General features: G+C 34.7%; 41 protein-coding genes and 3 pseudogenes. 5 read left to right on the plus strand and 39 right to left on the minus strand.

What is annotated here, in order from left to right; translation table 11 throughout:
• Window positions 1-22 precede the first annotated feature (22 nt).
• Window positions 23-718, minus strand: a complete 696-nt coding sequence (locus TZ92_RS05760) for a VIT1/CCC1 transporter family protein (protein ID WP_033629646.1) — start codon at window positions 716-718, stop codon at window positions 23-25.
• Window positions 719-935: 217 nt separating this feature from the next.
• Here TZ92_RS05760 and TZ92_RS05765 point away from each other — a divergent pair, with 217 nt between their 5' ends.
• From TZ92_RS05765 to ftsY, 3 genes are read left to right on the plus strand one after another with little or no spacing between them, the layout of a single operon-like run.
• Window positions 936-1,727 carry a Cof-type HAD-IIB family hydrolase gene (locus tag TZ92_RS05765; protein WP_033629647.1) on the plus strand — a complete coding sequence of 264 codons (792 nt, stop codon included), beginning with the start codon at window positions 936-938 and terminating at the stop codon, window positions 1,725-1,727.
• Window positions 1,727-2,545: a Cof-type HAD-IIB family hydrolase gene (locus tag TZ92_RS05770; RefSeq protein ID WP_033629648.1), complete on the plus strand. Its 819-nt coding sequence runs from the start codon at window positions 1,727-1,729 to the stop codon at window positions 2,543-2,545. The genes TZ92_RS05765 and TZ92_RS05770 overlap by 1 nt, the downstream gene beginning before the upstream one ends.
• Before the next feature lie 3 nt (window positions 2,546-2,548).
• Window positions 2,549-3,856, plus strand: coding sequence for a signal recognition particle-docking protein FtsY (ftsY, locus tag TZ92_RS05775; RefSeq protein WP_033629649.1), 1,308 nt, complete (start codon window positions 2,549-2,551; stop codon window positions 3,854-3,856).
• 41 nt (window positions 3,857-3,897) lie between these two features.
• Here the strand turns inward: ftsY and TZ92_RS10310 are convergent, their stop codons facing one another.
• From TZ92_RS10310 to TZ92_RS05845, 18 genes and pseudogenes are all read right to left on the minus strand, one after another.
• The gene (locus TZ92_RS10310) at window positions 3,898-4,029 is read right to left on the minus strand and encodes a hypothetical protein (protein ID WP_277813704.1); all 132 of its coding nucleotides are present in this window, start codon (window positions 4,027-4,029) and stop codon (window positions 3,898-3,900) included.
• 137 nt (window positions 4,030-4,166) lie between these two features.
• Window positions 4,167-4,478, minus strand: a complete 312-nt coding sequence (locus TZ92_RS05780) for a hypothetical protein (protein WP_045594897.1) — start codon at window positions 4,476-4,478, stop codon at window positions 4,167-4,169.
• A gap of 98 nt (window positions 4,479-4,576) precedes the next feature.
• A pseudogene (locus TZ92_RS10205) lies at window positions 4,577-4,639 on the minus strand (hypothetical protein); the annotation flags it as partial.
• 206 nt (window positions 4,640-4,845) lie between these two features.
• A complete protein-coding gene (locus tag TZ92_RS05785; protein WP_033629650.1) occupies window positions 4,846-5,295 on the minus strand; it encodes a hypothetical protein in 450 nt (149 codons plus the stop codon).
• Between the two features lie 15 nt (window positions 5,296-5,310).
• A complete protein-coding gene (locus TZ92_RS09945; RefSeq protein WP_142320621.1) occupies window positions 5,311-5,490 on the minus strand; it encodes a hypothetical protein in 180 nt (59 codons plus the stop codon).
• Between the two features lie 33 nt (window positions 5,491-5,523).
• Entirely contained in the window at window positions 5,524-5,847 is a 324-nt protein-coding gene (locus tag TZ92_RS05790) for a hypothetical protein (RefSeq protein ID WP_033629651.1), read from the minus strand.
• A 183-nt stretch (window positions 5,848-6,030) separates the two neighbouring features.
• Window positions 6,031-6,306, minus strand: a complete 276-nt coding sequence (locus tag TZ92_RS05795; protein WP_033629652.1) for a hypothetical protein — start codon at window positions 6,304-6,306, stop codon at window positions 6,031-6,033.
• 2 nt (window positions 6,307-6,308) lie between these two features.
• Window positions 6,309-6,437: a hypothetical protein gene (locus TZ92_RS10315; protein WP_263283991.1), complete on the minus strand. Its 129-nt coding sequence runs from the start codon at window positions 6,435-6,437 to the stop codon at window positions 6,309-6,311.
• A 17-nt stretch (window positions 6,438-6,454) separates the two neighbouring features.
• Window positions 6,455-6,598 (minus strand): annotated as a pseudogene (locus TZ92_RS10320) (RHS repeat-associated core domain-containing protein); the annotation flags it as partial.
• 36 nt (window positions 6,599-6,634) lie between these two features.
• Window positions 6,635-7,087 carry a hypothetical protein gene (locus tag TZ92_RS05805; RefSeq protein ID WP_033629654.1) on the minus strand — a complete coding sequence of 151 codons (453 nt, stop codon included), beginning with the start codon at window positions 7,085-7,087 and terminating at the stop codon, window positions 6,635-6,637.
• Window positions 7,088-7,119: 32 nt separating this feature from the next.
• Window positions 7,120-7,332, minus strand: a pseudogene (locus TZ92_RS10325) (RHS repeat-associated core domain-containing protein); the annotation flags it as partial.
• Window positions 7,333-7,359: 27 nt separating this feature from the next.
• Complete coding sequence (locus TZ92_RS09855) at window positions 7,360-7,611, minus strand: hypothetical protein (RefSeq protein WP_045610482.1); 252 nt, start codon at window positions 7,609-7,611, stop codon at window positions 7,360-7,362.
• Between the two features lie 26 nt (window positions 7,612-7,637).
• Entirely contained in the window at window positions 7,638-7,973 is a 336-nt protein-coding gene (locus TZ92_RS05820) for a DUF6984 family protein (protein ID WP_033629656.1), read from the minus strand.
• A complete protein-coding gene (locus TZ92_RS10075) occupies window positions 7,963-8,484 on the minus strand; it encodes an RHS repeat domain-containing protein (protein WP_198921209.1) in 522 nt (173 codons plus the stop codon). Before TZ92_RS10075 ends, TZ92_RS05820 begins: the two co-directional genes overlap by 11 nt.
• A gap of 149 nt (window positions 8,485-8,633) precedes the next feature.
• The gene (locus TZ92_RS05830) at window positions 8,634-9,485 is read right to left on the minus strand and encodes a hypothetical protein (protein WP_033629658.1); all 852 of its coding nucleotides are present in this window, start codon (window positions 9,483-9,485) and stop codon (window positions 8,634-8,636) included.
• Between the two features lie 228 nt (window positions 9,486-9,713).
• Window positions 9,714-10,214, minus strand: coding sequence for an SMI1/KNR4 family protein (locus tag TZ92_RS05835; protein ID WP_033629659.1), 501 nt, complete (start codon window positions 10,212-10,214; stop codon window positions 9,714-9,716).
• A gap of 59 nt (window positions 10,215-10,273) precedes the next feature.
• Window positions 10,274-10,633 carry a hypothetical protein gene (locus TZ92_RS05840; protein WP_198921210.1) on the minus strand — a complete coding sequence of 120 codons (360 nt, stop codon included), beginning with the start codon at window positions 10,631-10,633 and terminating at the stop codon, window positions 10,274-10,276.
• Window positions 10,627-10,977 carry an Imm10 family immunity protein gene (locus TZ92_RS05845; protein ID WP_033629660.1) on the minus strand — a complete coding sequence of 117 codons (351 nt, stop codon included), beginning with the start codon at window positions 10,975-10,977 and terminating at the stop codon, window positions 10,627-10,629. The genes TZ92_RS05840 and TZ92_RS05845 overlap by 7 nt, the downstream gene beginning before the upstream one ends.
• Before the next feature lie 39 nt (window positions 10,978-11,016).
• Between TZ92_RS05845 and TZ92_RS10080 the strand changes: the two genes are divergently transcribed.
• Complete coding sequence (locus TZ92_RS10080; protein WP_198921211.1) at window positions 11,017-11,313, plus strand: hypothetical protein; 297 nt, start codon at window positions 11,017-11,019, stop codon at window positions 11,311-11,313.
• A 161-nt stretch (window positions 11,314-11,474) separates the two neighbouring features.
• Here the strand turns inward: TZ92_RS10080 and TZ92_RS05855 are convergent, their stop codons facing one another.
• From TZ92_RS05855 to TZ92_RS05915, 16 genes are all read right to left on the minus strand, one after another.
• Entirely contained in the window at window positions 11,475-11,945 is a 471-nt protein-coding gene (locus TZ92_RS05855; protein WP_033629662.1) for an SMI1/KNR4 family protein, read from the minus strand.
• A gap of 59 nt (window positions 11,946-12,004) precedes the next feature.
• Window positions 12,005-12,409 carry an NTF2 fold immunity protein gene (locus TZ92_RS05860; RefSeq protein ID WP_033629663.1) on the minus strand — a complete coding sequence of 135 codons (405 nt, stop codon included), beginning with the start codon at window positions 12,407-12,409 and terminating at the stop codon, window positions 12,005-12,007.
• Between the two features lie 23 nt (window positions 12,410-12,432).
• Window positions 12,433-13,017, minus strand: a complete 585-nt coding sequence (locus tag TZ92_RS05865) for a hypothetical protein (protein ID WP_033629664.1) — start codon at window positions 13,015-13,017, stop codon at window positions 12,433-12,435.
• A 205-nt stretch (window positions 13,018-13,222) separates the two neighbouring features.
• The gene (locus tag TZ92_RS10220) at window positions 13,223-13,654 is read right to left on the minus strand and encodes an SEL1-like repeat protein (protein WP_223329046.1); all 432 of its coding nucleotides are present in this window, start codon (window positions 13,652-13,654) and stop codon (window positions 13,223-13,225) included.
• Entirely contained in the window at window positions 13,651-13,923 is a 273-nt protein-coding gene (locus TZ92_RS10225; RefSeq protein WP_050490596.1) for a hypothetical protein, read from the minus strand. The genes TZ92_RS10220 and TZ92_RS10225 overlap by 4 nt, the downstream gene beginning before the upstream one ends.
• Window positions 13,857-14,102: an RHS repeat-associated core domain-containing protein gene (locus tag TZ92_RS10230; protein ID WP_223329042.1), complete on the minus strand. Its 246-nt coding sequence runs from the start codon at window positions 14,100-14,102 to the stop codon at window positions 13,857-13,859. Before TZ92_RS10230 ends, TZ92_RS10225 begins: the two co-directional genes overlap by 67 nt.
• A gap of 13 nt (window positions 14,103-14,115) precedes the next feature.
• Window positions 14,116-14,238, minus strand: a complete 123-nt coding sequence (locus TZ92_RS10330) for a hypothetical protein (RefSeq protein ID WP_263283980.1) — start codon at window positions 14,236-14,238, stop codon at window positions 14,116-14,118.
• A gap of 141 nt (window positions 14,239-14,379) precedes the next feature.
• Window positions 14,380-14,688, minus strand: a complete 309-nt coding sequence (locus tag TZ92_RS05880; protein WP_033629665.1) for a barstar family protein — start codon at window positions 14,686-14,688, stop codon at window positions 14,380-14,382.
• Window positions 14,689-14,927: 239 nt separating this feature from the next.
• Window positions 14,928-15,359, minus strand: a complete 432-nt coding sequence (locus TZ92_RS05885; RefSeq protein WP_033629666.1) for a DUF4265 domain-containing protein — start codon at window positions 15,357-15,359, stop codon at window positions 14,928-14,930.
• A 68-nt stretch (window positions 15,360-15,427) separates the two neighbouring features.
• Window positions 15,428-15,769 (minus strand): hypothetical protein, encoded by a 342-nt coding sequence (locus TZ92_RS05890; protein ID WP_033629667.1) that lies wholly within the window; start codon window positions 15,767-15,769, stop codon window positions 15,428-15,430.
• Between the two features lie 13 nt (window positions 15,770-15,782).
• Window positions 15,783-16,064 carry a hypothetical protein gene (locus tag TZ92_RS10090; RefSeq protein WP_198921212.1) on the minus strand — a complete coding sequence of 94 codons (282 nt, stop codon included), beginning with the start codon at window positions 16,062-16,064 and terminating at the stop codon, window positions 15,783-15,785.
• A gap of 279 nt (window positions 16,065-16,343) precedes the next feature.
• Window positions 16,344-17,072, minus strand: coding sequence for a hypothetical protein (locus TZ92_RS05900; RefSeq protein WP_223329040.1), 729 nt, complete (start codon window positions 17,070-17,072; stop codon window positions 16,344-16,346).
• A 96-nt stretch (window positions 17,073-17,168) separates the two neighbouring features.
• Window positions 17,169-17,555: an ankyrin repeat domain-containing protein gene (locus tag TZ92_RS05905; RefSeq protein ID WP_033629669.1), complete on the minus strand. Its 387-nt coding sequence runs from the start codon at window positions 17,553-17,555 to the stop codon at window positions 17,169-17,171.
• A 299-nt stretch (window positions 17,556-17,854) separates the two neighbouring features.
• Window positions 17,855-18,340: an SMI1/KNR4 family protein gene (locus TZ92_RS05910; protein ID WP_033629671.1), complete on the minus strand. Its 486-nt coding sequence runs from the start codon at window positions 18,338-18,340 to the stop codon at window positions 17,855-17,857.
• 37 nt (window positions 18,341-18,377) lie between these two features.
• The gene (locus TZ92_RS10380; RefSeq protein WP_080702637.1) at window positions 18,378-18,557 is read right to left on the minus strand and encodes an HNH endonuclease; all 180 of its coding nucleotides are present in this window, start codon (window positions 18,555-18,557) and stop codon (window positions 18,378-18,380) included.
• Window positions 18,558-18,854 carry a MafI2 family immunity protein gene (locus TZ92_RS05915; protein WP_223329038.1) on the minus strand — a complete coding sequence of 99 codons (297 nt, stop codon included), beginning with the start codon at window positions 18,852-18,854 and terminating at the stop codon, window positions 18,558-18,560.
• Between the two features lie 30 nt (window positions 18,855-18,884).
• Here TZ92_RS05915 and TZ92_RS10235 point away from each other — a divergent pair, with 30 nt between their 5' ends.
• Complete coding sequence (locus TZ92_RS10235) at window positions 18,885-19,226, plus strand: hypothetical protein (RefSeq protein ID WP_033629673.1); 342 nt, start codon at window positions 18,885-18,887, stop codon at window positions 19,224-19,226.
• Here TZ92_RS10235 and TZ92_RS09455 read toward each other — a convergent pair.
• From TZ92_RS09455 to TZ92_RS05940, 4 genes are all read right to left on the minus strand, one after another.
• Window positions 19,177-19,758 carry an Imm26 family immunity protein gene (locus TZ92_RS09455; RefSeq protein ID WP_050490597.1) on the minus strand — a complete coding sequence of 194 codons (582 nt, stop codon included), beginning with the start codon at window positions 19,756-19,758 and terminating at the stop codon, window positions 19,177-19,179. The two genes, TZ92_RS10235 and TZ92_RS09455, sit on opposite strands and share 50 nt — an antisense overlap.
• Before the next feature lie 181 nt (window positions 19,759-19,939).
• Complete coding sequence (locus TZ92_RS05930) at window positions 19,940-20,326, minus strand: ankyrin repeat domain-containing protein (RefSeq protein WP_045594904.1); 387 nt, start codon at window positions 20,324-20,326, stop codon at window positions 19,940-19,942.
• A gap of 338 nt (window positions 20,327-20,664) precedes the next feature.
• On the minus strand, window positions 20,665-20,925 hold the full coding sequence (locus TZ92_RS05935; protein WP_235200787.1) for an RHS repeat domain-containing protein: 261 nt from the start codon (window positions 20,923-20,925) through the stop codon (window positions 20,665-20,667).
• A 196-nt stretch (window positions 20,926-21,121) separates the two neighbouring features.
• The gene (locus TZ92_RS05940) at window positions 21,122-21,757 is read right to left on the minus strand and encodes an Imm43 family immunity protein (RefSeq protein ID WP_033629674.1); all 636 of its coding nucleotides are present in this window, start codon (window positions 21,755-21,757) and stop codon (window positions 21,122-21,124) included.
• Between the last annotated feature and the right edge of the window lie 78 nt (window positions 21,758-21,835).

The raw sequence follows: 21,835 nt of genomic DNA on the forward strand, positions 1-21,835 counted from the left end.
TGGTCGAGGTATTTCTTTTAGCTTAGATACTAAAGAGTTGTCCCAAGAGGAAGGTTACGCCCATGGTGAGAAGTCCGATACAGAGGTTACGGATCATAGCAGTTCTCGTAGGAGCTTTTCCTAATTTAGCACTGGTATAGCCGGTAATAAGAAGGGAAAGGGCTACGATAAGAACAGTTGCTGGAATACGATAGTCACTTGGAAAGACGGTGATCGAAAGTATAGGAGGAAGACTTCCCAGTACAAAGGCGATAAAGCTAGAGATAGCAGCATGCCAAGGGTTGGTAAACTCTTCGTACTCGATTCCATACTTTTCTTCTACCAAGGCTTTGAGTGGATTTTTTAAAAAGGCCTTGTTGGTCAAGAGTTGGGCTGACGTTTCACACTCACCGTTTTGAAGATAAGCAGCATAGAGGGATTGTTTTGCAGATTCGATGTCTTTATCCAAGAGTAATTGTTCTCTTGCAACAGCGGCTTCTTCCGTATCTTTCTGAGTGGATACAGAGACATATTCGCCGCCTGCCATAGAAAAAGCACCAGCGAGGATAGCGGCTAGTCCAGATAAAAAGATAATCCAGATATTGCTTGTCGCACTAGCAACCCCTATAACCACTCCAGCGATGGAAATAATCCCATCATTGGCACCGAGAACGCCCGCACGTAGGATATTGAGTCGTCCTGCAAAGTTTGCATCAATTTCATGTTTTATTTCTGTCATAGTCATCTCCTTTCTCTCCATTATAGAGAAAAGAGAAGGGGAATACAAACTTTTTAAACTATCTGAAAAAAGTTCTACGATTCTAATTTTTAAGCTCTTTTCAACTTTACCGAAAAAGCACGGCAATACAGTAGCCACTCCTACTGTACTAGTCCTTTTTTAACTTATCTATGGTATAATAGAAGGTAGATTTATCAATTGGAGTATGAAGGATTTTATGATTAAACTTGTAGCAACCGATATGGATGGAACCTTTCTAGACGGAGAGGGTCGGTTTGATATGGAACGCCTCAAAAACTTGCTTGTATCCTACAAGGAAAAGGGGATTTATTTTGCTGTGGCTTCGGGTCGTGGTATTCTGTCCCTGAAAAAGCTATTTGCGGATGTGCGTGATGAAGTGATTTTTATAGCTGAAAATGGGAGCTACGTTGAGTTTCATGGGGAGGATATGTATGAGGCTACGATGTCTCGGAACTTTTACTTGAGCACTTTTGATGCTTTAAAGAAATCACCCTATTTTGATGAAAGAAAAATGCTTCTGACAGGGAAAAAAGCTTGTTATGTATTGGATACGGTGGATGAGACTTATCTCATGATTAGTCGTCACTACAATGAGAATATTCAAAAAGTAGCGAGCCTGGAAGATATCACAGATGAGATTTTTAAATTCACTACGAACTTCACAGAAGATACGATAGAAGCTGGTGAGGCCTGGGTCAACGAAAATGTTCCTGGTGTGAAAGCCATGACAACTGGTTTTGAATCCATTGATATTGTCTTGGACTATGTTGATAAAGGAGTGGCTATTGTTGAGCTAGCCAAAAAACTGGGGCTTAGCATGGATCAGGTCATGGCGTTTGGAGATAATCTCAATGACCTTCACATGATGCAGGTCGTCGGGCATCCAATCGCTCCTGAAAACGCGCGACCAGAGATTTTAGAATTGACAGAAGCAGTGATTGGCCACCATAAGGACCAGTCAGTGATGGCTTATATGGAGGGCTTGTAATGGCAGATATTAAATTGATTGCACTTGATTTGGACGGTACCTTGTTGACAACGGATAAAAAGCTGACAGATCGTACCAAGGCGGTCCTCAAAGCTGCGCGTGATCGTGGCATCAAGATCGTACTGACAACAGGGCGTCCTTTGAAGGCTATGGATTTCTTTCTCAAGGAGTTGGGAACAGATGGACAAGAGGATGAGTACACCATCACTTTTAATGGAGGGCTTGTCCAGAAGAATACGGGCGAGATTCTCGATAAAACAGTCTTTTCAATCGACGATGTGGCACGCTTGTACGAGGAAACTGAAAAACTAGGTTTGCCGTTAGATGCCATTTCAGAAGGAACAGTCTATCAAATCCAATCAGACCAAGAAAGTCTCTATGCTAAGTTCAACCCAGCTCTGACTTTCGTGCCTGTCGCTTTTGAAGAGCTATCGAGTCAGATCACTTATAATAAATGTGTGACTGCCTTTGCCCAAGAACCTTTGGATGCAGCGATTCAACAGATTTCTCCAGACTTGTTTGACCAATATGAAATCTTCAAATCGCGTGAACTCTTATTGGAGTGGTCACCGAAAAACGTCCACAAGGCAACAGGCTTGGCGAAATTAATTAAACACCTTGGAATCGATCAAAGTCAAGTCATGGCTTGTGGGGACGAGGCCAATGACCTTTCTATGATTGAGTGGGCAGGTCTGGGAGTTGCCATGCAAAATGCAGTTCCAGCAGTTAAGGCAGTTGCTAATGTCATTACGCCAATGACCAACGACGAGGAAGCCGTTGCCTGGGCTATCGAAGAATACGTGCTAAAGGAGAACTAGAATATGGGATTATTTGATCGTCTATTCGGAAAAAAAGAAGAGCCGAAAATCGAAGATATAGTAAAAGAAGCACTGGAAAATATTGATTTGTCAGAAGAGGTTGAAGAAAACCAAACGGCTATCGAAGAAACAAGTCAGGAAGAGACAGTAAGGGGAAAAGTAGAAGAAACACTTGCTCAAGAAGAAATTCCTCAGATCTCGACAGAAGAAGTTATTAAACCAGAGGCATTCGAAGAAACTGCTCAGGAAGAGATTGAGCTAGAAGTTGATGAGACAGAGCAAAGCCAAGAGCCTGAAGAAGTTTTCGAAGAAGAGAGCCAAGAATCTCTAGAAAGTGACGAAGAGCCAGCTTTTGAAGTAGAAGAAGAATATCCACAAGTTGAAGAAACGGTTCAGGAAAAATATGACCGCAGTCTCAAGAAAACGCGTACGGGATTCGGAGCACGCTTGAATGCCTTCTTTGCCAACTTCCGTTCTGTCGATGAAGACTTTTTTGAGGAATTAGAAGAACTGCTCATCATGAGTGACGTCGGTGTGCAAGTCGCTTCGAACCTAACAGAAGAGCTTCGCTATGAAGCCAAATTAGAAAATGCTAAGAAACCTGACTCACTCCGCCGTGTCATTATCGAGAAATTGGTTGAGCTCTACGAAAAGGATGGCAACTACGATGAACAAATCCATTTCCAAGATGGTTTGACAGTTATGCTCTTTGTTGGTGTTAACGGTGTTGGGAAAACAACTTCTATTGGGAAATTAGCTCATCGCTACAAACAAGCTGGTAAGAAAGTTATGCTGGTTGCTGCGGATACCTTCCGTGCTGGTGCCGTTGCCCAGCTAGCAGAATGGGGACGTCGTGTGGATGTTCCTGTTGTAACGGGGCCTGAAAAAGCGGATCCAGCAAGTGTGGTCTTTGATGGGATGGAACGTGCCGTAGCAGAAGGAATGGATATTCTCATGATTGATACAGCAGGTCGTCTGCAAAACAAGGACAACCTCATGGCAGAGTTGGAAAAGATTGGTCGCATCATCAAGCGTGTCCTTCCAGAAGCACCACATGAAACCTTCCTAGCACTCGATGCGTCAACTGGACAAAACGCCTTGGTACAGGCTAAAGAATTTTCGAAAATTACCCCTGTGACAGGAATTGTATTGACCAAGATTGATGGAACTGCCCGTGGTGGTGTTGTTCTGGCAATTCGTGAAGAACTCAATATCCCTGTAAAATTGATCGGTTTCGGTGAAAAAATCGATGATATCGGAGAGTTTAACTCAGAAAACTTTATGAAGGGTCTTTTAGAAGGTCTACTATAAATAAGAAAATCCTGCAAGAATTCTTGCAGGATTGTTTTTGATTATTCTAAACGACCATCTTTACGATAGGCAAAGTCGGTTTCATCCTCTAAAAACTTCAGACCGTGTATCGGATTGACAGGAGGAGCAGGAGGAAGGCAGCCAGCAGAAATCGGGTACGGTAAAGACAACACGGAACTTGCTGCTTTTACGAGAGATTTTATTAGCAGCCATGGGGGGCTCCTGTTTGGGGGATAGGGTTATCTAAAAATGTATTTCAGATAACTCTTTTACATTTTACAGGGGTTATTGGAGTTTGATTCCGTCTATGCTAGTTATACCATATGATTCTCCTTGCAGAGCCAAAAGTAACTTTGCTGATATTTTTGCTAATAATAATTCTTTTGTCTAATTTCCCAGAATATTTTGGTCCTGCTAGTTTCTGAAATAAAATAATATTTAATTCATTGTCATTGTAAATAGTAGTTTCCGTACTTGATATTACCATTGCACTATTGCCAAGTAAACCTGTCAAATGAGCTTCTTTATTTCTATTTTCTTGAGCTTCAGTGATAGTAATTTTAAAATCCCAAATGTCATTAATATCAATTTCATCTTTTTCTAGGCAAAGCAGTTGATGCATTTGCTACTCCTCCATTAGCTTTTATGATAGATTTTTTAAGAGTGGTAGGATTGCTGATGGGGCCTAACCCACCAACTATATTAGAGTTAAGGTCTTCTTTAGTCCCTCCACAACCCAATCGGATTCTGATTTACAAACCGACCCGCTTCAGGCTCGTAATACCTGAAGAAGTTGTAATGTAGCCCTGTCTCACGGTCGCAATAATGGTTTTTTCAGGTGGAAGGGATGGTATACGCTATCTGTTACCGTTACCTTGGTTTCCTCTTTTAGACAACCTTACTGGAACATTGGTTCTCAACTCACCCTAGGACGACTATTTGAATTTCTGTTTAATTAGAATTAATTAATATTCAAGGCCTAATTAAATTTATTGATCAAATGCGGTTGGATCAAAAACAGAGATATATTTTATATTCATTTTGATGGCTTCTTCGAACGGAGGGTCATCTTCAGAAACTTCCAGTGCAATTCCTTCAATAATTTTTGAAAAAAAAGCTTCTTCACATTCATCGTAATAGAAACCTAAATTAGAATTTAAGATATCATTGATAGGCATTCCTATTTTAATAGTTCTGAATTTGCCTTGATATCCTTCTAATGCAGAAATTTTATAAATTTCTCCTGAAGTAATATCTACGTTAATTTCAATTGGGATATCAGTAAATATATATCTGCATGAATAAATATTAGTTTGAAAAAATTTTAATTTTCCATTTAAATTATATTCATTAATGATACTGGAGTAATTTTTAATATTGTCTTTTAATCTGATTCCCCCTAAACTCTTCGCGGGGATAATTTCATCATAAATATTCATTATCAACCTTTCATATTATTCTGCAGGAAATCTTTGCGTTCCACCTTTACCAGAAGATACTTTCCAATAAGGTGCTCCCTCATAATGCCTAGGGCTCCCTGGGTGGTATTGAATGTAACGATCAGTAAATTCATTACCCCGTGAATTTAATTCTCTTAATGTAAATCCTTTATTGTCTCCACGAGTTTTACTCATTACGTCTTGCTGTATAGTTTTTTCATTTGAGGATCAAATTTGTTGTGAACCATCAAAATTTGTGTCTAACCCATCTATATATTTCTCAAAATCAAGGTGATATAGTTTTTTTAAATTTCTAATCCAGATAACAAATTCAAAGAAAGTCTTAATATTTTCATCTGTTATTTCAAATATCCCGTTGTCTTGGTGAGATTCTTGGATAGCTGAGATAATTCTCTTAAATATTTCTTTATTTTTCCTAATTTCATCAATAGGTAACGTTTGTAATCTATCGATAAAAAATAATTCATCCTCAATACTTAAAATAGAGGGTAAGTTTTCCAATTTTTTATTTAGTTTAAAAATAGTATTCATATTATTTCCTGGTTAGTATGGTTTGACCTTTTTCGTCGAGATGTCGAGGATATTGTGGGCGGGATTGAAGGCGAACAGTTCGCTGCTGGATTTGCATTTTCAGACGACCTAGGGGGTCTAGTTCGTAACGGCTGGAGAGCTTACCTTTATGTTTTGTTGGGTCTCGTCGGTCTAAAAATGGTCTTAAAGAGGCTTTTTACCTTTAAATACATTAAATCTTGATAGATTTGCTCCTTTTGATTGAATATGTTTTATAGCTAATTCAAATTCATTAAATTCATTGAATTCTTCTATCTCATAATCTTCAGCCTGATCCAATTTATTTTTGGGTACCGTATAGTAATATGTAATATAAATTCCATTACTTTTCTTAATAGCAAACACTTGATAAACAACTTCTCCATCAATTTCAATAAGTTCATCATATCCTTTTGTTTGTAAATTAGTTAAATTTAACATATCTATTTTCCTATAATATCAATAAGTACTTGTTTTCCATCCGGACATCTAATATTTATATGCGGGTATTTTCCATGTCCTGTTCCTTTTGGATTATCATGTTCTTTACAACGCCCCGTTTCTTTATACATAGCATAATCTTTTCCTGATTCACAAACCGCCCGGCATCCTGTTCATAATACCTGAAGAAGTTGTAATGCAACCCGGTTTCTTTATCAAAGTATTGGTTTTGAAGTCGGAACGGCTGATTCGTGTTCTTGTAAAACCTTTCATCCTTTTTCAACGATCTCAAAGAAGATAGTGAGGTCGTCCTTACACAATTTAGATTCTAAATAGGGTTATCTTGTAGAAAGGAGTACCACATATCATCTATATCAGCACTATCAAATATATATTTATATCCACTTCCAAATATATATTCCTCAATAAATGAAGAGAAAGGAATACTTTTTCTACTATCAACATTAAATGTTACTTGATCATTGAGCCTATTTAAAAAAATTGGCTCATATAAAACTTGTCCTATTTCATAAGTATAGTCTTGTAAATTTTTTGGTACTCTATACTGTCTATCCAATATCTCTTCTGTACCCCATAATTCTATATCTCCAAAAGAACCCCCATTACATAATAATAAAAATTGTTTATGTTCAGGTGCCAAAAATTGCTCTAGCTGTTCACTTATCCTATCCGCACCTTGAGGAATATTTCCGTATAAAGGAGCATCAGGTAAGTCAGACAAACAATTTCTATAATGTTTAATTATTTGAGATAAGTTCATAACAACCTCCAGTCATAAATGTGATTAATATTCTACAGAATACGTATTTTTATAGGAGTACCTACAGGTAAATACCTTATTTGAGCCCAAATTTGTATATTTGGTGCAAACTGATACCGATTATCTCCACCCCACAACCCAATCGGATCTTGGTTAATGAAACGCCCTGTCTCCGCCTCGTAATACCGCATCAGATTGTAATGCAGCCCTGTCTCTTCATCGAAGTATTGGTTTTGCAATCTAAACGGCTGATGCGCGTTCTTGTAAACCCTCTAATTCTTTTTCAGACGACCTAGGGGATCGAGTTCGTAGCGGCTGGAGAGTTTGCCCTGTGTGCGGAAGATTTCGCGGTGCAGCTTATCGTGTTCGATGTCGGTGATGACTTCGTCGTCGAGACTGATTTGGTGCAGGTGTCCGCTACCGTAATACAGATAGTTGATCTGTCTGCCGTCAGGGGCGTATTGGTAAGCGGTTTCCTGAACCTTGTCGTTATCGCGGGCGAAGGTGCGAATCAGCCGTCCCAATACATCTCGTTTGGATTCGGTTTAGATTATTCTTCATTTGGATAGGCTAACAGTGGGCTAAAATCTACCTTCCATATATCTAGTTCATATAATCTTCCATCGCTATAAGAGTATAACGTCGCTAATACAGGGACATCATCTTTGTCATTAAATTGATATTCTGATATAGCTATAATTTCTAGATTGTTTTTTTCATTATGCTCATTTAAAAATGAAATGCTACCCATCCCCCCATCATCAAGAGAAATAACACTATCAGTAAAAGAGGTTTTTAAACTATCATATTGGGGCTTTTTATTAGCCAATAAAATTTTGAGTAGATTAACCTCATTACTTGTAAGCGGTCGTTTATTAAATTCCATGTATCCTCCCTACATTTAAAGTACTATTTTTTAATTTAAATGCTGTATATTGAATATCTATACAATTTACTGTAATTTTTTGATTAAAAGGTTTGCCATTTGGGACTTGATTAGCACATTTGGATAAATCGGCTATTACTGCTTTTTTTACTAACTCTCTATCTAATCCTAAATCATCAGTATGCCGAAAGGCGTGATAAATTTGATTAGGATTACTTCCAAACTGTATATTTAATAGACCTAATGGGTCAAACCAAGTTTTTGCGTTAAATGCAAATTGATAAAAATTCTCCCCACCCCATAGCCTAATTGGATCCTGATTCACAAACCGACCCGCATCAGGTTCATAATAGCTGAAGAAGTTGTAATGCAGCCCCGTCTCGTGGTCGCAATACTGGTTCTGCAAGCTGAATGGCTGATGCGCCGTTCGTGTTACGTTGATTTCGCTCTTTAGTTTGCCCCAACCGTAATACTCCCCGAACCACAGCAACAGACCGTCCTTGTCGGTCATCTCGCGCGGGATTCCGATTTGGTAGCAGTGGAAGTAGTGGGTCTGTTGGCTGTTTTCGTTGATGTGGTTTCGATAGACGAAACCGCGTACGTGCGCTTACATCGGAGTTGGAAGTACCATTAGAGCTACAATTAGCTTATGGCTTGTGATTACCAGCTAGTAATAGGTCTATGCAAATTTGCCCAAAAGTTTAATAATGATTGTTCAAAAAAACGAAATTCAGACAGATCCTTTTCTACAACTAGACCTATTTCTTTGAAAAGATATTTAGATTTCGTTCTCTCAATAACATCATATTGACTTAATAGCTCAGCAAGCCCTTTTTTTGATGATATCTCAATTTCATTGTAGTATATTGCAAGCCTTACTGCTTTATCATGAAAAATTGATACCTCAGTTAACTTTCCATTATCAAACCTCAGTACAAAATTATTTATCTCTATGATATTTTTTGCTTTTGAAATAACATTTTCTGATATATCATATTTTTTTATAATATCTGTTAGAGAACAATTAAATTCAAAATCACCTATAGCCTTATAAGGAACAAATATTAATTTATCATAAACTGAGGTTGGAGCTTTAAGTTTACTTTTTTGAAAGTCTGAGTACTTTTTACCTGTATTTTCATATAAGTCTCTCATACTTTCATCGTAAATTAATACCTGCAAAAATACTTTATCCTTAGAGTCAACATACAAAAGTAAATTATATTGTGGAAAAATATAAAAATAATTTCCTTCATCAGAAATTTCTATTAAAGGATCCTCTTCTTCTAAAAATTTTTCTAAATTGAAGAAGTTAATAATTTTTCCATCTAAGCTGAATTCATTGCAACTTCCAGAGGATGATACAGTAATTAATTGAGAATCAGATTGTATCTTATGCTTTCTATCAAACTCTAATGAATAACTAGGATCATTTAAAGTAACATTATCAAAATCAGCCTTTTTTTGACCCAATAAAATCCCATTTAACGAATTATTTGATATTTTCAACATAATATATATCCTTTCCTGTATTTGTCTATGTCAATTAGTTTCTCAGTTATCAGGGAAAACGACCTCTAGATAGAATGTCATTGCTAATGGTAATGAGATTTTAACGAACAAATAGTTCAGACGACCTCAACAAAGATATTAAGATGGTCTGAAAAGCAAAAACCGCGTGCGTGTTGCCTAAACATACTCTCCATTGTGATAGAGGGTTTCATAAGGGATACAACTTACTCATTCATTTTCATAAGCATCACCATAGCTTTGAAAAGAGGAATCTAACCAAAACCATTCTTTTTCATTGGAAACCAATTTCTCCAGTAGTTCTGTAAATGACTTAGCAATAATGGGAGACTCATCAGGTGTAGCATGAGTTTCTATGAAACTATCATAACAAAAACCAAATCTTTTTTTGTTTAAGTCTATACTGATAAATTGACTAAGCTCTTGAGAAGATGCAATCATGAACCAATCATTACTGATATCATCCGCCAACTCCTCCCAAATAACATCATCAGCTGGATATAGAATTTGGTTTGTTGGTTGCAATTCTGAAAGTGAACTGATTCTCATCTCACAAGAAGTATCAATATTGAGAATAGCATATTCATAATTTTCATAAAAGAATTCTAAATCTTTTGGCAAAGAAAAAGCAAATTCTGGTTTTGATACTGCCTTCAAAAATTGATGGCTACTTTTTTGTTCTAATTTTTCAATTAATTCTTTGATTTTCATAAAATACTCCTTAGGACTAAAAGTTTTTGTTCAGGCTACAGCTTGCTTACCTATACAAGTTATATTCTGTTTTTTGCTAAAAAAATATTTTCTAGTGTTTTCCTAAATGAAACCATATCAGTGTCTATATTTATTTCAATATCAATATGTTTCTCGATTTTCAAAGATTTCTGAATATCTTCGCCAAAATCGAATGATAAGATATTACCTTTTAAATCATAAGTAACGTTATTACTTTCAATTGAAAACGTTTGTTCATTGAATTCAAGGTATATTTGATCATCTTCATCTTGATTGAAGGTTAGGGTGAAATAATGAAAATTTCCCAAATCAAAGTAGATATATGACAAACCTTCATCATCGGACTCATCAAATGAAATTACTACGGGGTTCCACATAGATTTGTTTTTAATTAGCAAACTACAACCTCACAATCAGATTCCCCAAAAATATACTCAATATATTCATTTAATCTTTTATCAGATATATAAGTAATAATTAGATTTTCAATACTATTTTGATAAATTTTTTGTTTTTCTTGAAAATAAATAACTAATTTATCAGAATAAATTTCTACCTTTTTGAAGCCACCTACCCCTGAATATTGTTGACTATTAATTTCATAATAATAGTATTCTAAGTCATCAACTTCTCTTTGCAAGATTAAGTAATTATCAGGGTTAGGTTTGTCACTATCTGCAAATGCAATAGTAAGAATATCATCTTCTATTTTGTAATACGTATTTCTTGAAATAATTTCCATAAACAATTCCTTAACATATTGTTTCTTAACATTTTCCAGGTGGAGGTATTTGTCGTTTTTTTCCAGCTGGGCGAGGTGCTTTACGAGTTCTTTTTTGAAGATTTCCGCTTTAACCAGTTGGTCGTGCAAATCGTAGAAATAGTTCTGTACTTCGCCGTCGGCCAGTTCGCGGTGGAGCAGGTTGCCGAAGTGGTCGTAGTCATAGCGCACCAGTTCTTTGCCGTTGATGGTGACGGAGGCAAGGCAGTTGATGTAGAAACACTCGTCTTCGGAAACAAGATTGTTAAAGAACAAATGATTCAGATGATCTCAAAAGAAGATAGTGAGGTCGTTTGAAAAACAGAAAATGCGTGAGTGTGTACTGCACATACCCTACGTCAAAACTAAAGGTTTTGTGCGGGCTACGGCTTGCTGAAAACAGGAAAACAAGGATTTCAGGCTGCTTTGGGTTGAGTTTAGCCCCCCAACGCACGCTTGTTGCCACAGATATTTATAAATCAACAACAGGTTGGTAACCAAAACCATTCTTTTTCATTTGAAACCAATTTTTCCAGTAGTTCTGTAAAAGACTTAGCAATAATGGGAGACTCATCAGGTGTAGCATGAGTTTCTATAAAACTATCATAACAAAAACCAAATCTTTTTTCATTTAAATCTATACTGATAAATTGACCAAGCTCTTGAGAAGATGCAATCATGAACCAATCATTACTGATATCATCTGCCAACTCCTCCCAAATAACATCATCAGCTGGATATAGAATTTGGTTTGTTGGTTGCAATTCTGAAAGTGAACTGATTCTTATCTCACAAGAAGTATTAATATTAAGAATAGCATATTCATAATTTTCATAAAAGAATTTTAAATCTTGTGGCAAAGAAAAAGCAAATTTTGGTTTTGATACTGCCTTCAAAAATTGATGGCTACCTTTTTGTTCTAATCTTTCAATTAATTCTTTGATTTTCATAAAATACTCCTTAGGACTGAGAGTTTTTGTGCAGGCTACAATTTGCTAATTACTTTAATTTAGATATGTATAGAATACCATTTCCCATCATAACTATCAAATTCTTTTACATTATCTAATTTCCAGAGGCCTGCCTGTTTTTTAAATTTATAAAGTCTTTGTGTTTCCATTCCAGTGTAAAGCACATCACTTTTTACAGTTATAGAGCTACCTTTTTCTTCTATTTCAATGATTTTCTCATTGTTCGGATTGAATGTTGGAGGGTAGTTAATAGTCGTACATTCTAACTTTCCCATTTTTCTTGGTTTATCTGTTAGGTATTTATCGTATATTTCCTTTAGTGTTTGTTTCAATATCTCATCAGGAATATCTGTGCCTGCATCAATATGCTTATTAGCGTTGTCTTCCCATTTATACATTTCCATCAGAAAACTATTTAATATAGTTTCAATACTATCATTCATAATTTAATCCTTTTTAGTTTTGTTTAAGTTGTTTGTACGAAGAATAATCCACCAGATAGATCTCGATTTATAAAAATATATCCGATGTTCTCAGTTAGATAAAAAATTTCATTTACTTTTTCAGGTAGATCCATTCCTAAGATTTGACCTATGAAAATATAGTTTTCTAGAAAATCATCACTCTCTTGCTGTAAATATTGAGGTTGTCCTCCTAGAAAACTCATTTCATCTATATTCTCAATAGGATTAATTGGATAAAATTTATCTAGGTTAAACTTGAACTGATTTTTATCTCCGACGATAACTCTCGTGTATCCTTGAATAGCATCGTCAATTTCAGTAATGTAGTCAAGAAAATAATCTTCTTTATCATAATAAGAAAAAACGTAAATTGCTTTATCTTTATATTCCTTATCCTGAAAATCTGTTTTTAATTGAGGTGCAATTGTTAATAGATTTTCAATTGGTATAAAAGCAACCAATGCTAACTCATGACCATCTGGCGCTATCACTTTATTTGAATAGTCTAAATCTAGCCCAACTAATATATTATTTATATTGGGTTTACAATCTAAAAAGTTAAAATTAACGTATCCATTTTTTTTCATTTAAATTCTCCTAAAAATTTAAGGGCATTTCTTACCTGCTTTTTTCAATTTTCTAAGAAATTTATTGGCTTCTTTTCTTAATCCTCCTCCTCCAGAAGTTTTAGGTTTGTAAAGATAATCGGCTAAATCTTATTAATTAATTGATATTTATCAATATTTTTAATTCGTCTGGTAGTTTGGCACCATTTCTATATGCCTTTTTAGCCTAAAATATGGCTTTCTCTTTATTGCCTTGTGTGAAAAATAAATCAGCTAAATTGGATTGGGCAATTGGATGTCCATTTTTTGCTGCGATTTCTAGCCATTTAAATTCCAAATCTTGATCTAAAGATACAAACATATGATATTGATACAATTTAAATGCTGAGTTTTTATCTCCATTAGTGGCCTTCTCTTCGAGAATATGAATTTCTTCATCTGAAATCCAATAAATACTACCTGTTGATATGCAATTAGTCATTTTCTCATTCCTTTCTGGATGTTGTTTACATGATATTAAAGGTGTTAATTTCCCGTTACTTGGGAACCAAAGATATTCATTTGATGATTTAACTATAGTATTTAATTCATTAGCAATTTGTTTTCCGAGAGGGTTTGCTCCTTTTCCTGTATTACAGGATAAAATCTCAACCGTCATACCTGATTCATAGTTAGGATTTTTTTAATTCTCGCTGCTAATTTTTTAGCATCTAATCTTTCACCTGTAGCCCCATCTACCATCAACGAAGGATTGCCATGGCCTCCTACTTGGAAAGTATTCGATTTATTGGCAACTTTTTGAACGTAAGAGTGTATGTCTTCATTAGCTGGGAATAAATTCATATCAAGTCCAGCTAAACCTAACCAATCGACCCATACTTGGGGATTAGGAGTAAACCAATAAAGATTCTCGCCCCCCACAACCAAATCGGATCCTGATTCACAAACCGACCCGCATCAGGCTCATTGTACTTGAAGAAGTTGTAATGCAGCTCCGTATCACGGTCGCAATACTGGTTTTGCAGGCGGAAGGGTGGGTATGCGCTATCCGTTACCTTGGTTTCCTCTTTCAGGCGACCCCAGCCTGTGTAGTTTCCGAACCACAAGAGGTTGCCGTCTTTATCGGTTAACTCTTGGGATGCCGATTTGGTAGCAGTGGAAGTAGTGGGGTTGTTGGTCGCTTTCTCCGTCTTCGTTGGTCCAGTTGCGTACCTGTGCCAAGGATTCGTGCGTACAGGACATGCCCTACGTCAGGATTGGAAGTTTCATGCAGGCTACGACTTGCTACATTATATGTATCTTTATCATTATCTGAATTGTCAGGACAACGATTTTTATATAAGAAGAAGGTCGTCTGAAAATCATTTCATACAAGCATATAAGTTAGAAATTTATTGTAACTATTTTTTCATGATTATTTTCTTCCCAGTATTGTTTGTAGAAAGATAATGCATCATGTATTAAATAATATAACTCACTATGTCTATCCTTTAGTTTATTAATATTATTAAAATTCAAAATAATTTCTTTCTCTTGAATCCAACTTAAATCTCTCATGCATTCATCTAAAGCATCTAAATTTGATCCAAAATAGCTTGGAAAATTAAGTTCTTGATTTAATGTATTTAAAAAAATTTGTTTTGTTTTTAATTTTAATAAATTTATATCTATGATCTTTTTAATGGTATTCATAATGCAACCTCCCTATGTTTCCTGCTAAATAGGTTCAAATATTTGCAGAATTGGTACGATTTTTCCATTTTCCAAGGTAGTAGAATCCGTTATTCGGTATAGATATAGCTATATCTGCCGTCCGGGGGGACTTCTTGCAAGAGGTGGCTGCTACCACATAGTCTTAAAATTTCTACTACGTAAACAATGCTAGAATTTTCTACATATTACGATATTACGCAAGATATAGCTTGCGTAAATTATTGTGCCAAATACCCTGTGTCATAATCTAAATCGTCAGTTTCCACAAACTCATCTAAGAAAAGATATATTTCTTCTATATCTACTTGAATTGGGATGTTGATCGCATAGAAATTTACATTAAATGCTTCATACTCACATCCAAGATCTTTTAGTTTAGTTAATATTTTATCTTTAAATTTCTGGTCCTCATTAAAGAAAACAATCCGCAATGTACTATTTTTACTATGAATTATAGTTTTATCATATAATAAGTAATTTTCTTCCGTTTGTATTCCACTAACAATATCACCAAAAGATACTTCTTTGCTATAAAAAGGAATATTATTAACTTTAAGATAGCCTTCTTCAGTCACTTCTGCCCAAATGCTTTCCATAGATACTGGAGGATAACCATCAATTACTTCTAGATTTAAAAAAAGCTTTTTCATTTTAATTACCTTATATAACCTTGCTACCTACTGTAGGAACTTAATTTAACAACTCGCACTTTCTTAAGTTAAACTTTAGTCATATTCTTTATAGAATCATATATTAATTCTTCCAAATAACTAATATTTTCATGGCAAATATTTATTTCTTTGTCTTTGAAAAAATAATATCCTCTTGAGTCAGATATGTCAACCATTCCTTTTGAATTCTCTCGATTTATAAATAACTCTAAAACTATTTCATCATTATCGTCGTATATAAGAATTTTTTCCTTTAAAAGTAGACTGAATACAATTCTTAAACTAGATTGTTTTAAGTAAATATCTAAATCCGCTTTAAGAATTTTATCATTTGAAGCTTGAGTTTCTCTTAATTTTGTAAAATGTTCAATTATTTTATTAATTTCCATTTTAAACCTCCGTTTATTTAATTATTGCATTTTTGACTGCTTGCGTGAATGAATGTGTGACATCTGTTCCCCTAGTAGAAGCCCATTCCTTCAATTTTATAAAACCAGGGTCATTAATTGGCCGAATGGATACATGATTTCCATGATCATTAATGGCCTCAAGTCCTGATTTTTCAAGTTTTGAAACATCAATTGCTTGGCATTTTCCAGTAGGATTATCCATTGATGTAGATAAGCCACTTAAAGTATCCTTCCCAGGTCTTGGAGTTAAATTATTATCAGTGGCTGAATCCATTCGATATACGATGCTTTAGTTAATTTTTGGGATAGACCTAACCAATCAACCCATCCTTGCATATTCGATGCAAGTTGATAAAGGCTAAAGCCCCCTAGCAACCTAATTGGGTCTTGGTCAGATTGGACGGGGGGGGCTTTTATTGAACTTGCCGTTCATATGGAACATATCGCCGGTGCGCACGATATAGCGTTTGCTCATTGTAACTGAGGAAGAATGGTGCATCGGCCAAACTAGTTTGGTGACGGTACGGGAAAGTATGCCCTTGCGTCTCGGAAGTTATAAATAAAGTTGAATAGTACTTGTTATTTTTTTTTGTGTTTCGACACTAATTTCCTGGTTAAAATTTTGGATTAATTTTAAAAAATCAATGATTAAGTTGATTTGAGTAGTGTTAAATATCGTACTTTTGTTTCTTAGGGCAATATGTAAAAAGTCAACAACGTAACCATATAAATAAAATTTAGATAAATTAGAAAAAATATATTTTAAACAGCAAGGAGTAAAATATAATATAGCCTTATTAGTATAAGCTTGCCACTCTAGTGATTCAAGTATTGAGAGAAAATCATCGTATGTTATCTCAATCCAAGTTTTAGTAGATAGTTGCATTATAGAAAATATATAAAAGTTATCACTATCATCAAAACTTATGATATTGTTTTTATCAACTTTGAAAATTGGAAAAGTAGTCCTAATTTTTTCCTCTAGATAATTTCGTTCTTGTATATATTTTACCTCCGTAAGAAATTTTTCAAATTCACAATATACCCGTAAGTCTTTGACAAACTTTGAAATATATTCTAAAAAATCATAAATGATATTGATTTCATCTTTGGTTAAAGATTGCAGTAAATTAAATAGTTCACTTACTTCTCCTTGGGATAGATTAGAATAATAGCTAAACAATTCTATGAAACAATCATTATCTATACTAGGATTTTCTATTGAACTTAGTAAAAGTGTGTTTAAATGTAAGGCATTTTCATTTTTTTGTTTATCTGACATTTGATTTTTAATTAATAAAATTAGATTGTTTTTTATCATGTCTTACTTTCCACATTTTAAGGTATGGCATCATTTGATTGATTTATAATCTATTTTTTATTTACATTTTTTAAAATCATTCAATAGTTTTACTATCTTCTCTTTATTTTCGCTGGATGAGTTAAATGCAATACTAATAGCATTTTCTCCAAATTCATTTTGTATATTTTTATCAGATCCATTGTCAAGGAGTAATTTCACCATTTCTATATTTCCAAACATGCATGCATAATGTAGGGGGGTATATCCTAAGTCTCCTTTAAGATCGATCAATGCTCCATTTTGAAGAAATACAAGAGCATCATTTAAAGAATTATTTCTGGCTGCAATATGTAAAACTGTATCATCCATACCTCCTACTTGATTTATATCTTCAATAATGTCACCCAAAAAATCAGGATGCGATTCATATTTTTTTAAAATACATAATAATTCTTTTTTCATTAACAATACCTATAGTTCTAAGTTGATAAATTTAATATCTGAATTTTATTTAATACTCGTGACGTAATTTTCATTGTTTAATCTGTTTTTACGTTTTTGTATTTTTTGAGTATGACCGTCCTGACCGTATTCGTAGGCGATTTTGGCCTAGATTGTTATTGAAGAAATATTTCATACGACCTAGAAAAAAGGATTGAGGTCTCTTGAAAAATAGAAAGTGTGTGCATACTGAACATATCCTACGTCCTAACTGGAGGTTTTGTGCAGGCAACGGCTTGCTTTATACAGGGTATAGATTACTAATATAATTTTTCAAGCAATTCTAAAAAATTATCTGCAATCACTCCGATCTCTTCATCGATAGAGTCGATATTATGATTAAAAAAACGAATTTTTCCATCTGAAGACAAAATGATACTATCACCAGAAGGAGTTTCTGCAATAGGCAAGCCATATTGTTGAAAATCGGGATATATATCAATGATAGAGTTAAGTTTATAATCAGACTTAAAAGACAAAAAATGATCAATGACCATCTTATTTCCTTTTATTCTAATCTTAGATGGAACTCCTCCATTATTTTTAAGCAAAAAATCAACATAATCTGTATCAATCTTAAAACCTAATTTATCTTGAAATTCAATAATATCTTTGATATTTGGGTTACTTGAATTATATGCTTTACTTAAACTTTTTAAAGTCCTCTTATCTGGCAAAATTCCATAATTTTTCATCTGTTGTATGTCTTCTGGGCTTAAACCGAATTTTTTAAATTTAATATTCACTTTCAAATCACTCCTATTATTAATTTTACTAAGTTATTTAACACTTTCCTTTTCCCTTCCGTGTTTGATGTTGAGCCACACTACCTGTATGTTTCACAGACTTATGTATATCTTTAGGAAGTAGCCTCGTCATCCCTCCTGTATCATGATGCCACACAAACCCTGGAGGAGCTTTTGCACAATATTTATCCTTTGCTGTTTTTTTACAACGCGTTATTTAATCAATTTGATTTTCAAATCTCATAAAAAAGCATCCTTTATATGTATTCAATAAAAGAATATTATCATTATTTTCAATAATATATATTTTTTCATATAGAAAATTTGGAAAATCAGCCAATACATCTGTAACAGCACTATCTATTGCTTCATACTCATCATCTGTCAGTGGTGAATCAATATATACATAAAGAGCAAATAATTCTTCGGTCATATCAAATGCAATAAGTCTGACTTTGTTACAAATTGCCCCAAGAAAAGCCGTTTGCATACTTAAAATAATTTCTTTTTTCATAATTAATTCCTCAAATAAAATATAGAATTTATGTTATATCAGGCAATGCAGGAACAATATGGGCTCCTTTTTTGGATGGATGAATTATTCCCCATTCTTTTTCAGACGACTCCAGGCGGTGTAGTTGCCGAACCAAACCAGATTACCTTTGCTATTGTTCATCTCTCTCGAGATGCTAATCTGGTCGCAGTGGAAGTAGTGGGTTTGCTGACGGCTTTCTCCGTATTCATTGATGTGATTTCGATAGGCGAAACTGCGTTCGTGCGTACTGCACACATCCTACGTCAGAACTGGAGGTTTTGTGCAGGCTACGGCTTGCGTTTTACTCTTTTAAATTCCGGTGGTGAATTTTTTGAAACTCATCCGAAATAAAATCTCCAAATTCTGCAAATGATTCAATAGGTAAATTAAAAATTTCTGGTTTACGACGAATAAGAAAACTTAAAATATGATAATGGCTATTAGGTGTTTCAAGCAATTCAATGCTCTTGAGTATTTTTTGCCTAGCGTCCTCTTCATCTATTTCTTGCTCGATGGAAAAGTCTGCATTGTGAGCCAATCCCATAGCGGGATTAATGGAAGTAATTTCACTTAGGGTTGAATCTTGGTAATTGGGATCTTGAGCAATTATCCGCCAGTCTGACTCTAGCTTTGATTCAAATAAGGTATGACAGTCTAAAACGGTTTTGAATAGAATTGGGTAATTTCCAGCATTTTTATAATCGAATAGCTCAACTGGGCTTGAAGTAAACAAATCAAAAATTCCTACAGTGGCACCAAGCTTATTTTTAGCGATTATTCTACCGTAACCGAATAATTTATCAGCTATTTTAAAGCAAAATAAATCACCATTCTTAAGATATCTATATAAAGTCTTGTTTTTTTCCCAATTAAAGATTTTCATAATACTTTTTCCTTTCTATAGCATATAATGTCAAATTATTGGAAGATTTTTACAACCATTTTTGAGAATATGGTCTCTTCATTAACAAACCGCCCGCATCAGGCTCGTAATACCTGAAGAAGTTGTAATGCAGCGACCTTATTACGGTTTTGTTGGCTCGCCATTAATATGATTTAATCAATTACTTATAATTTCTCAATAAATTCATTATCTCTTTAGATTTTTTTTTATCATGGTATTCTTCCGTTGCATAATGCTTTGCGTCATATCCAAACTCATTTTTTATATTTGTTTTAGCACCATTCTTTAAAAGAATTTCAATAATATCAATATTTCCGTGAAGGCAAGCATTTTGAATAGGAGTAAAATTTAATTCACCCTGTTTATTGACATTAGCTCCATTTTCTATTAGCAAGATAACATCTTTTTTAGATTGAGAATTAACTGCTAAATTTAATAATGTTTCTCCCATAGAACCTAAGTCATGTACTGAGGTGATAGGATTACTACTAAAAAAACTAGGGTAGTCTTGGTATTTCAAAAAAAGTTTTGTTAAAAGATTATTCATATTTACTCTCCAAACAATTTTATCTAGAACATTCAGCTTTTGCTTTTTCTTTTAAAACATTTAATCTGTTTTTCCAATCGTTTATTTTGATTGTATGTCTTCCAGGCTGCCATTTTCTATCCCAATTAGTATATAACTCAATACATCTTTTGGCATGATTAATTTGTGCACTTAGGGTTGCACATCTGGATGCTTGAGGTGAAACAGGAGTATCACAGAATCTTTTTGCTAATTGATATTCTTGGTCGCGTTTATCAGGTTTTTTACTTTTTTATTTGCTTTGTTAAATATTTGTCGCAAACGCGAATAAATTTTAAAAGGATTTAATCCTAAATAATCTACCCAACTCGTGATATTAAATGCATAAGTATAAAAATTTTCACCCCCCAATATTTAATCGGGTCTTGGTTGATAAACCGCCCCGCCTCAGGCTCATAGTACCTGAAGAAGTTGTAATGCAGCCCCGTCTCGCGGTCGGCGTACTGGTTTTGCAGGCGGAAGGGTTGATATGCGCTATCCGTTACCTTGGTTTCCTCTTTCAGACGACCCCAGCCGGTGTAGTTGCCGAACCACAGCAAATTGCCGTCCTTGTCGGTCATTTCTCTTGGGATGCTGATTTGGTAGCAGTGGAAGTAGTGGGTTTGCTGGTGGCTTTCGCCGTCTTCGGTTGTCCAATCGCGGACTTGCGCGAGCGGTTCGTAGCTATCGTTTTGCCCTCTCCCCAGCCCTCTCCCACGGGAGAAGGAGTAGATGTTGGGATGGAAAAAAGTTCATCCAACACTTCTTTGATTTATATTAATCCCAATAAAAGTCTGAATTATTTAATTCCTTCCACTCTTCCAAAGAATAAAGAAAAGGCAAAGAAAAGTTTTCCAATATTTTTTCTTTTAAATTTTCTGACACCATAAATGCTCCTGAATAATTATAATTGGTAGACAATAAAATATCCTTATCTGAATTAGTATATGCCTCCAGTGAATAATTATCTTCATCTAATGCTAAATCTGGGTAAACAATTTCATCCTGAATTTCCCAATCAACTATTCTTACCAAATAATAAGCTTCGTTCGTCAATAACTCCCCTTTTGTATTGACAATAATTGCTTTACTCATTCCAAAATCATGATCAAACCCGTATTTTTTAATAAACTCCAAAAAATGCCCTGACATGATAAAGAAATCATTATATGGAAGAAAATCAAAAGTAACACTCCTTGCTTTTTTTAAGCAGACATAAACCTTTTCAGGCATTGGAGGAATTTCTTGCCCCTTTACGAACCAACTCCATGGAAAGTCAAAATCAGGATGCGTTTTTTTAGGGTTGAATTCCTCTGATATCCCTAGAACACCACTACTTACACGTGGTAACCCCATTTTTGCTGCTTTATCCATGCTTTGTAGGGCATATCTCCATACTAGTAATTTTTTCATAATATCCTCCTAATCTAATCGTTTGGGCGAGTTGGTAGAAGTACATCTTCCAACAGATATGGACTTACTCAAACGTTT

The organism is Streptococcus oralis subsp. oralis, from assembly GCF_000960035.1.
GTDB classification, from domain to species: Bacteria; Bacillota; Bacilli; order Lactobacillales; family Streptococcaceae; genus Streptococcus; species Streptococcus oralis_G.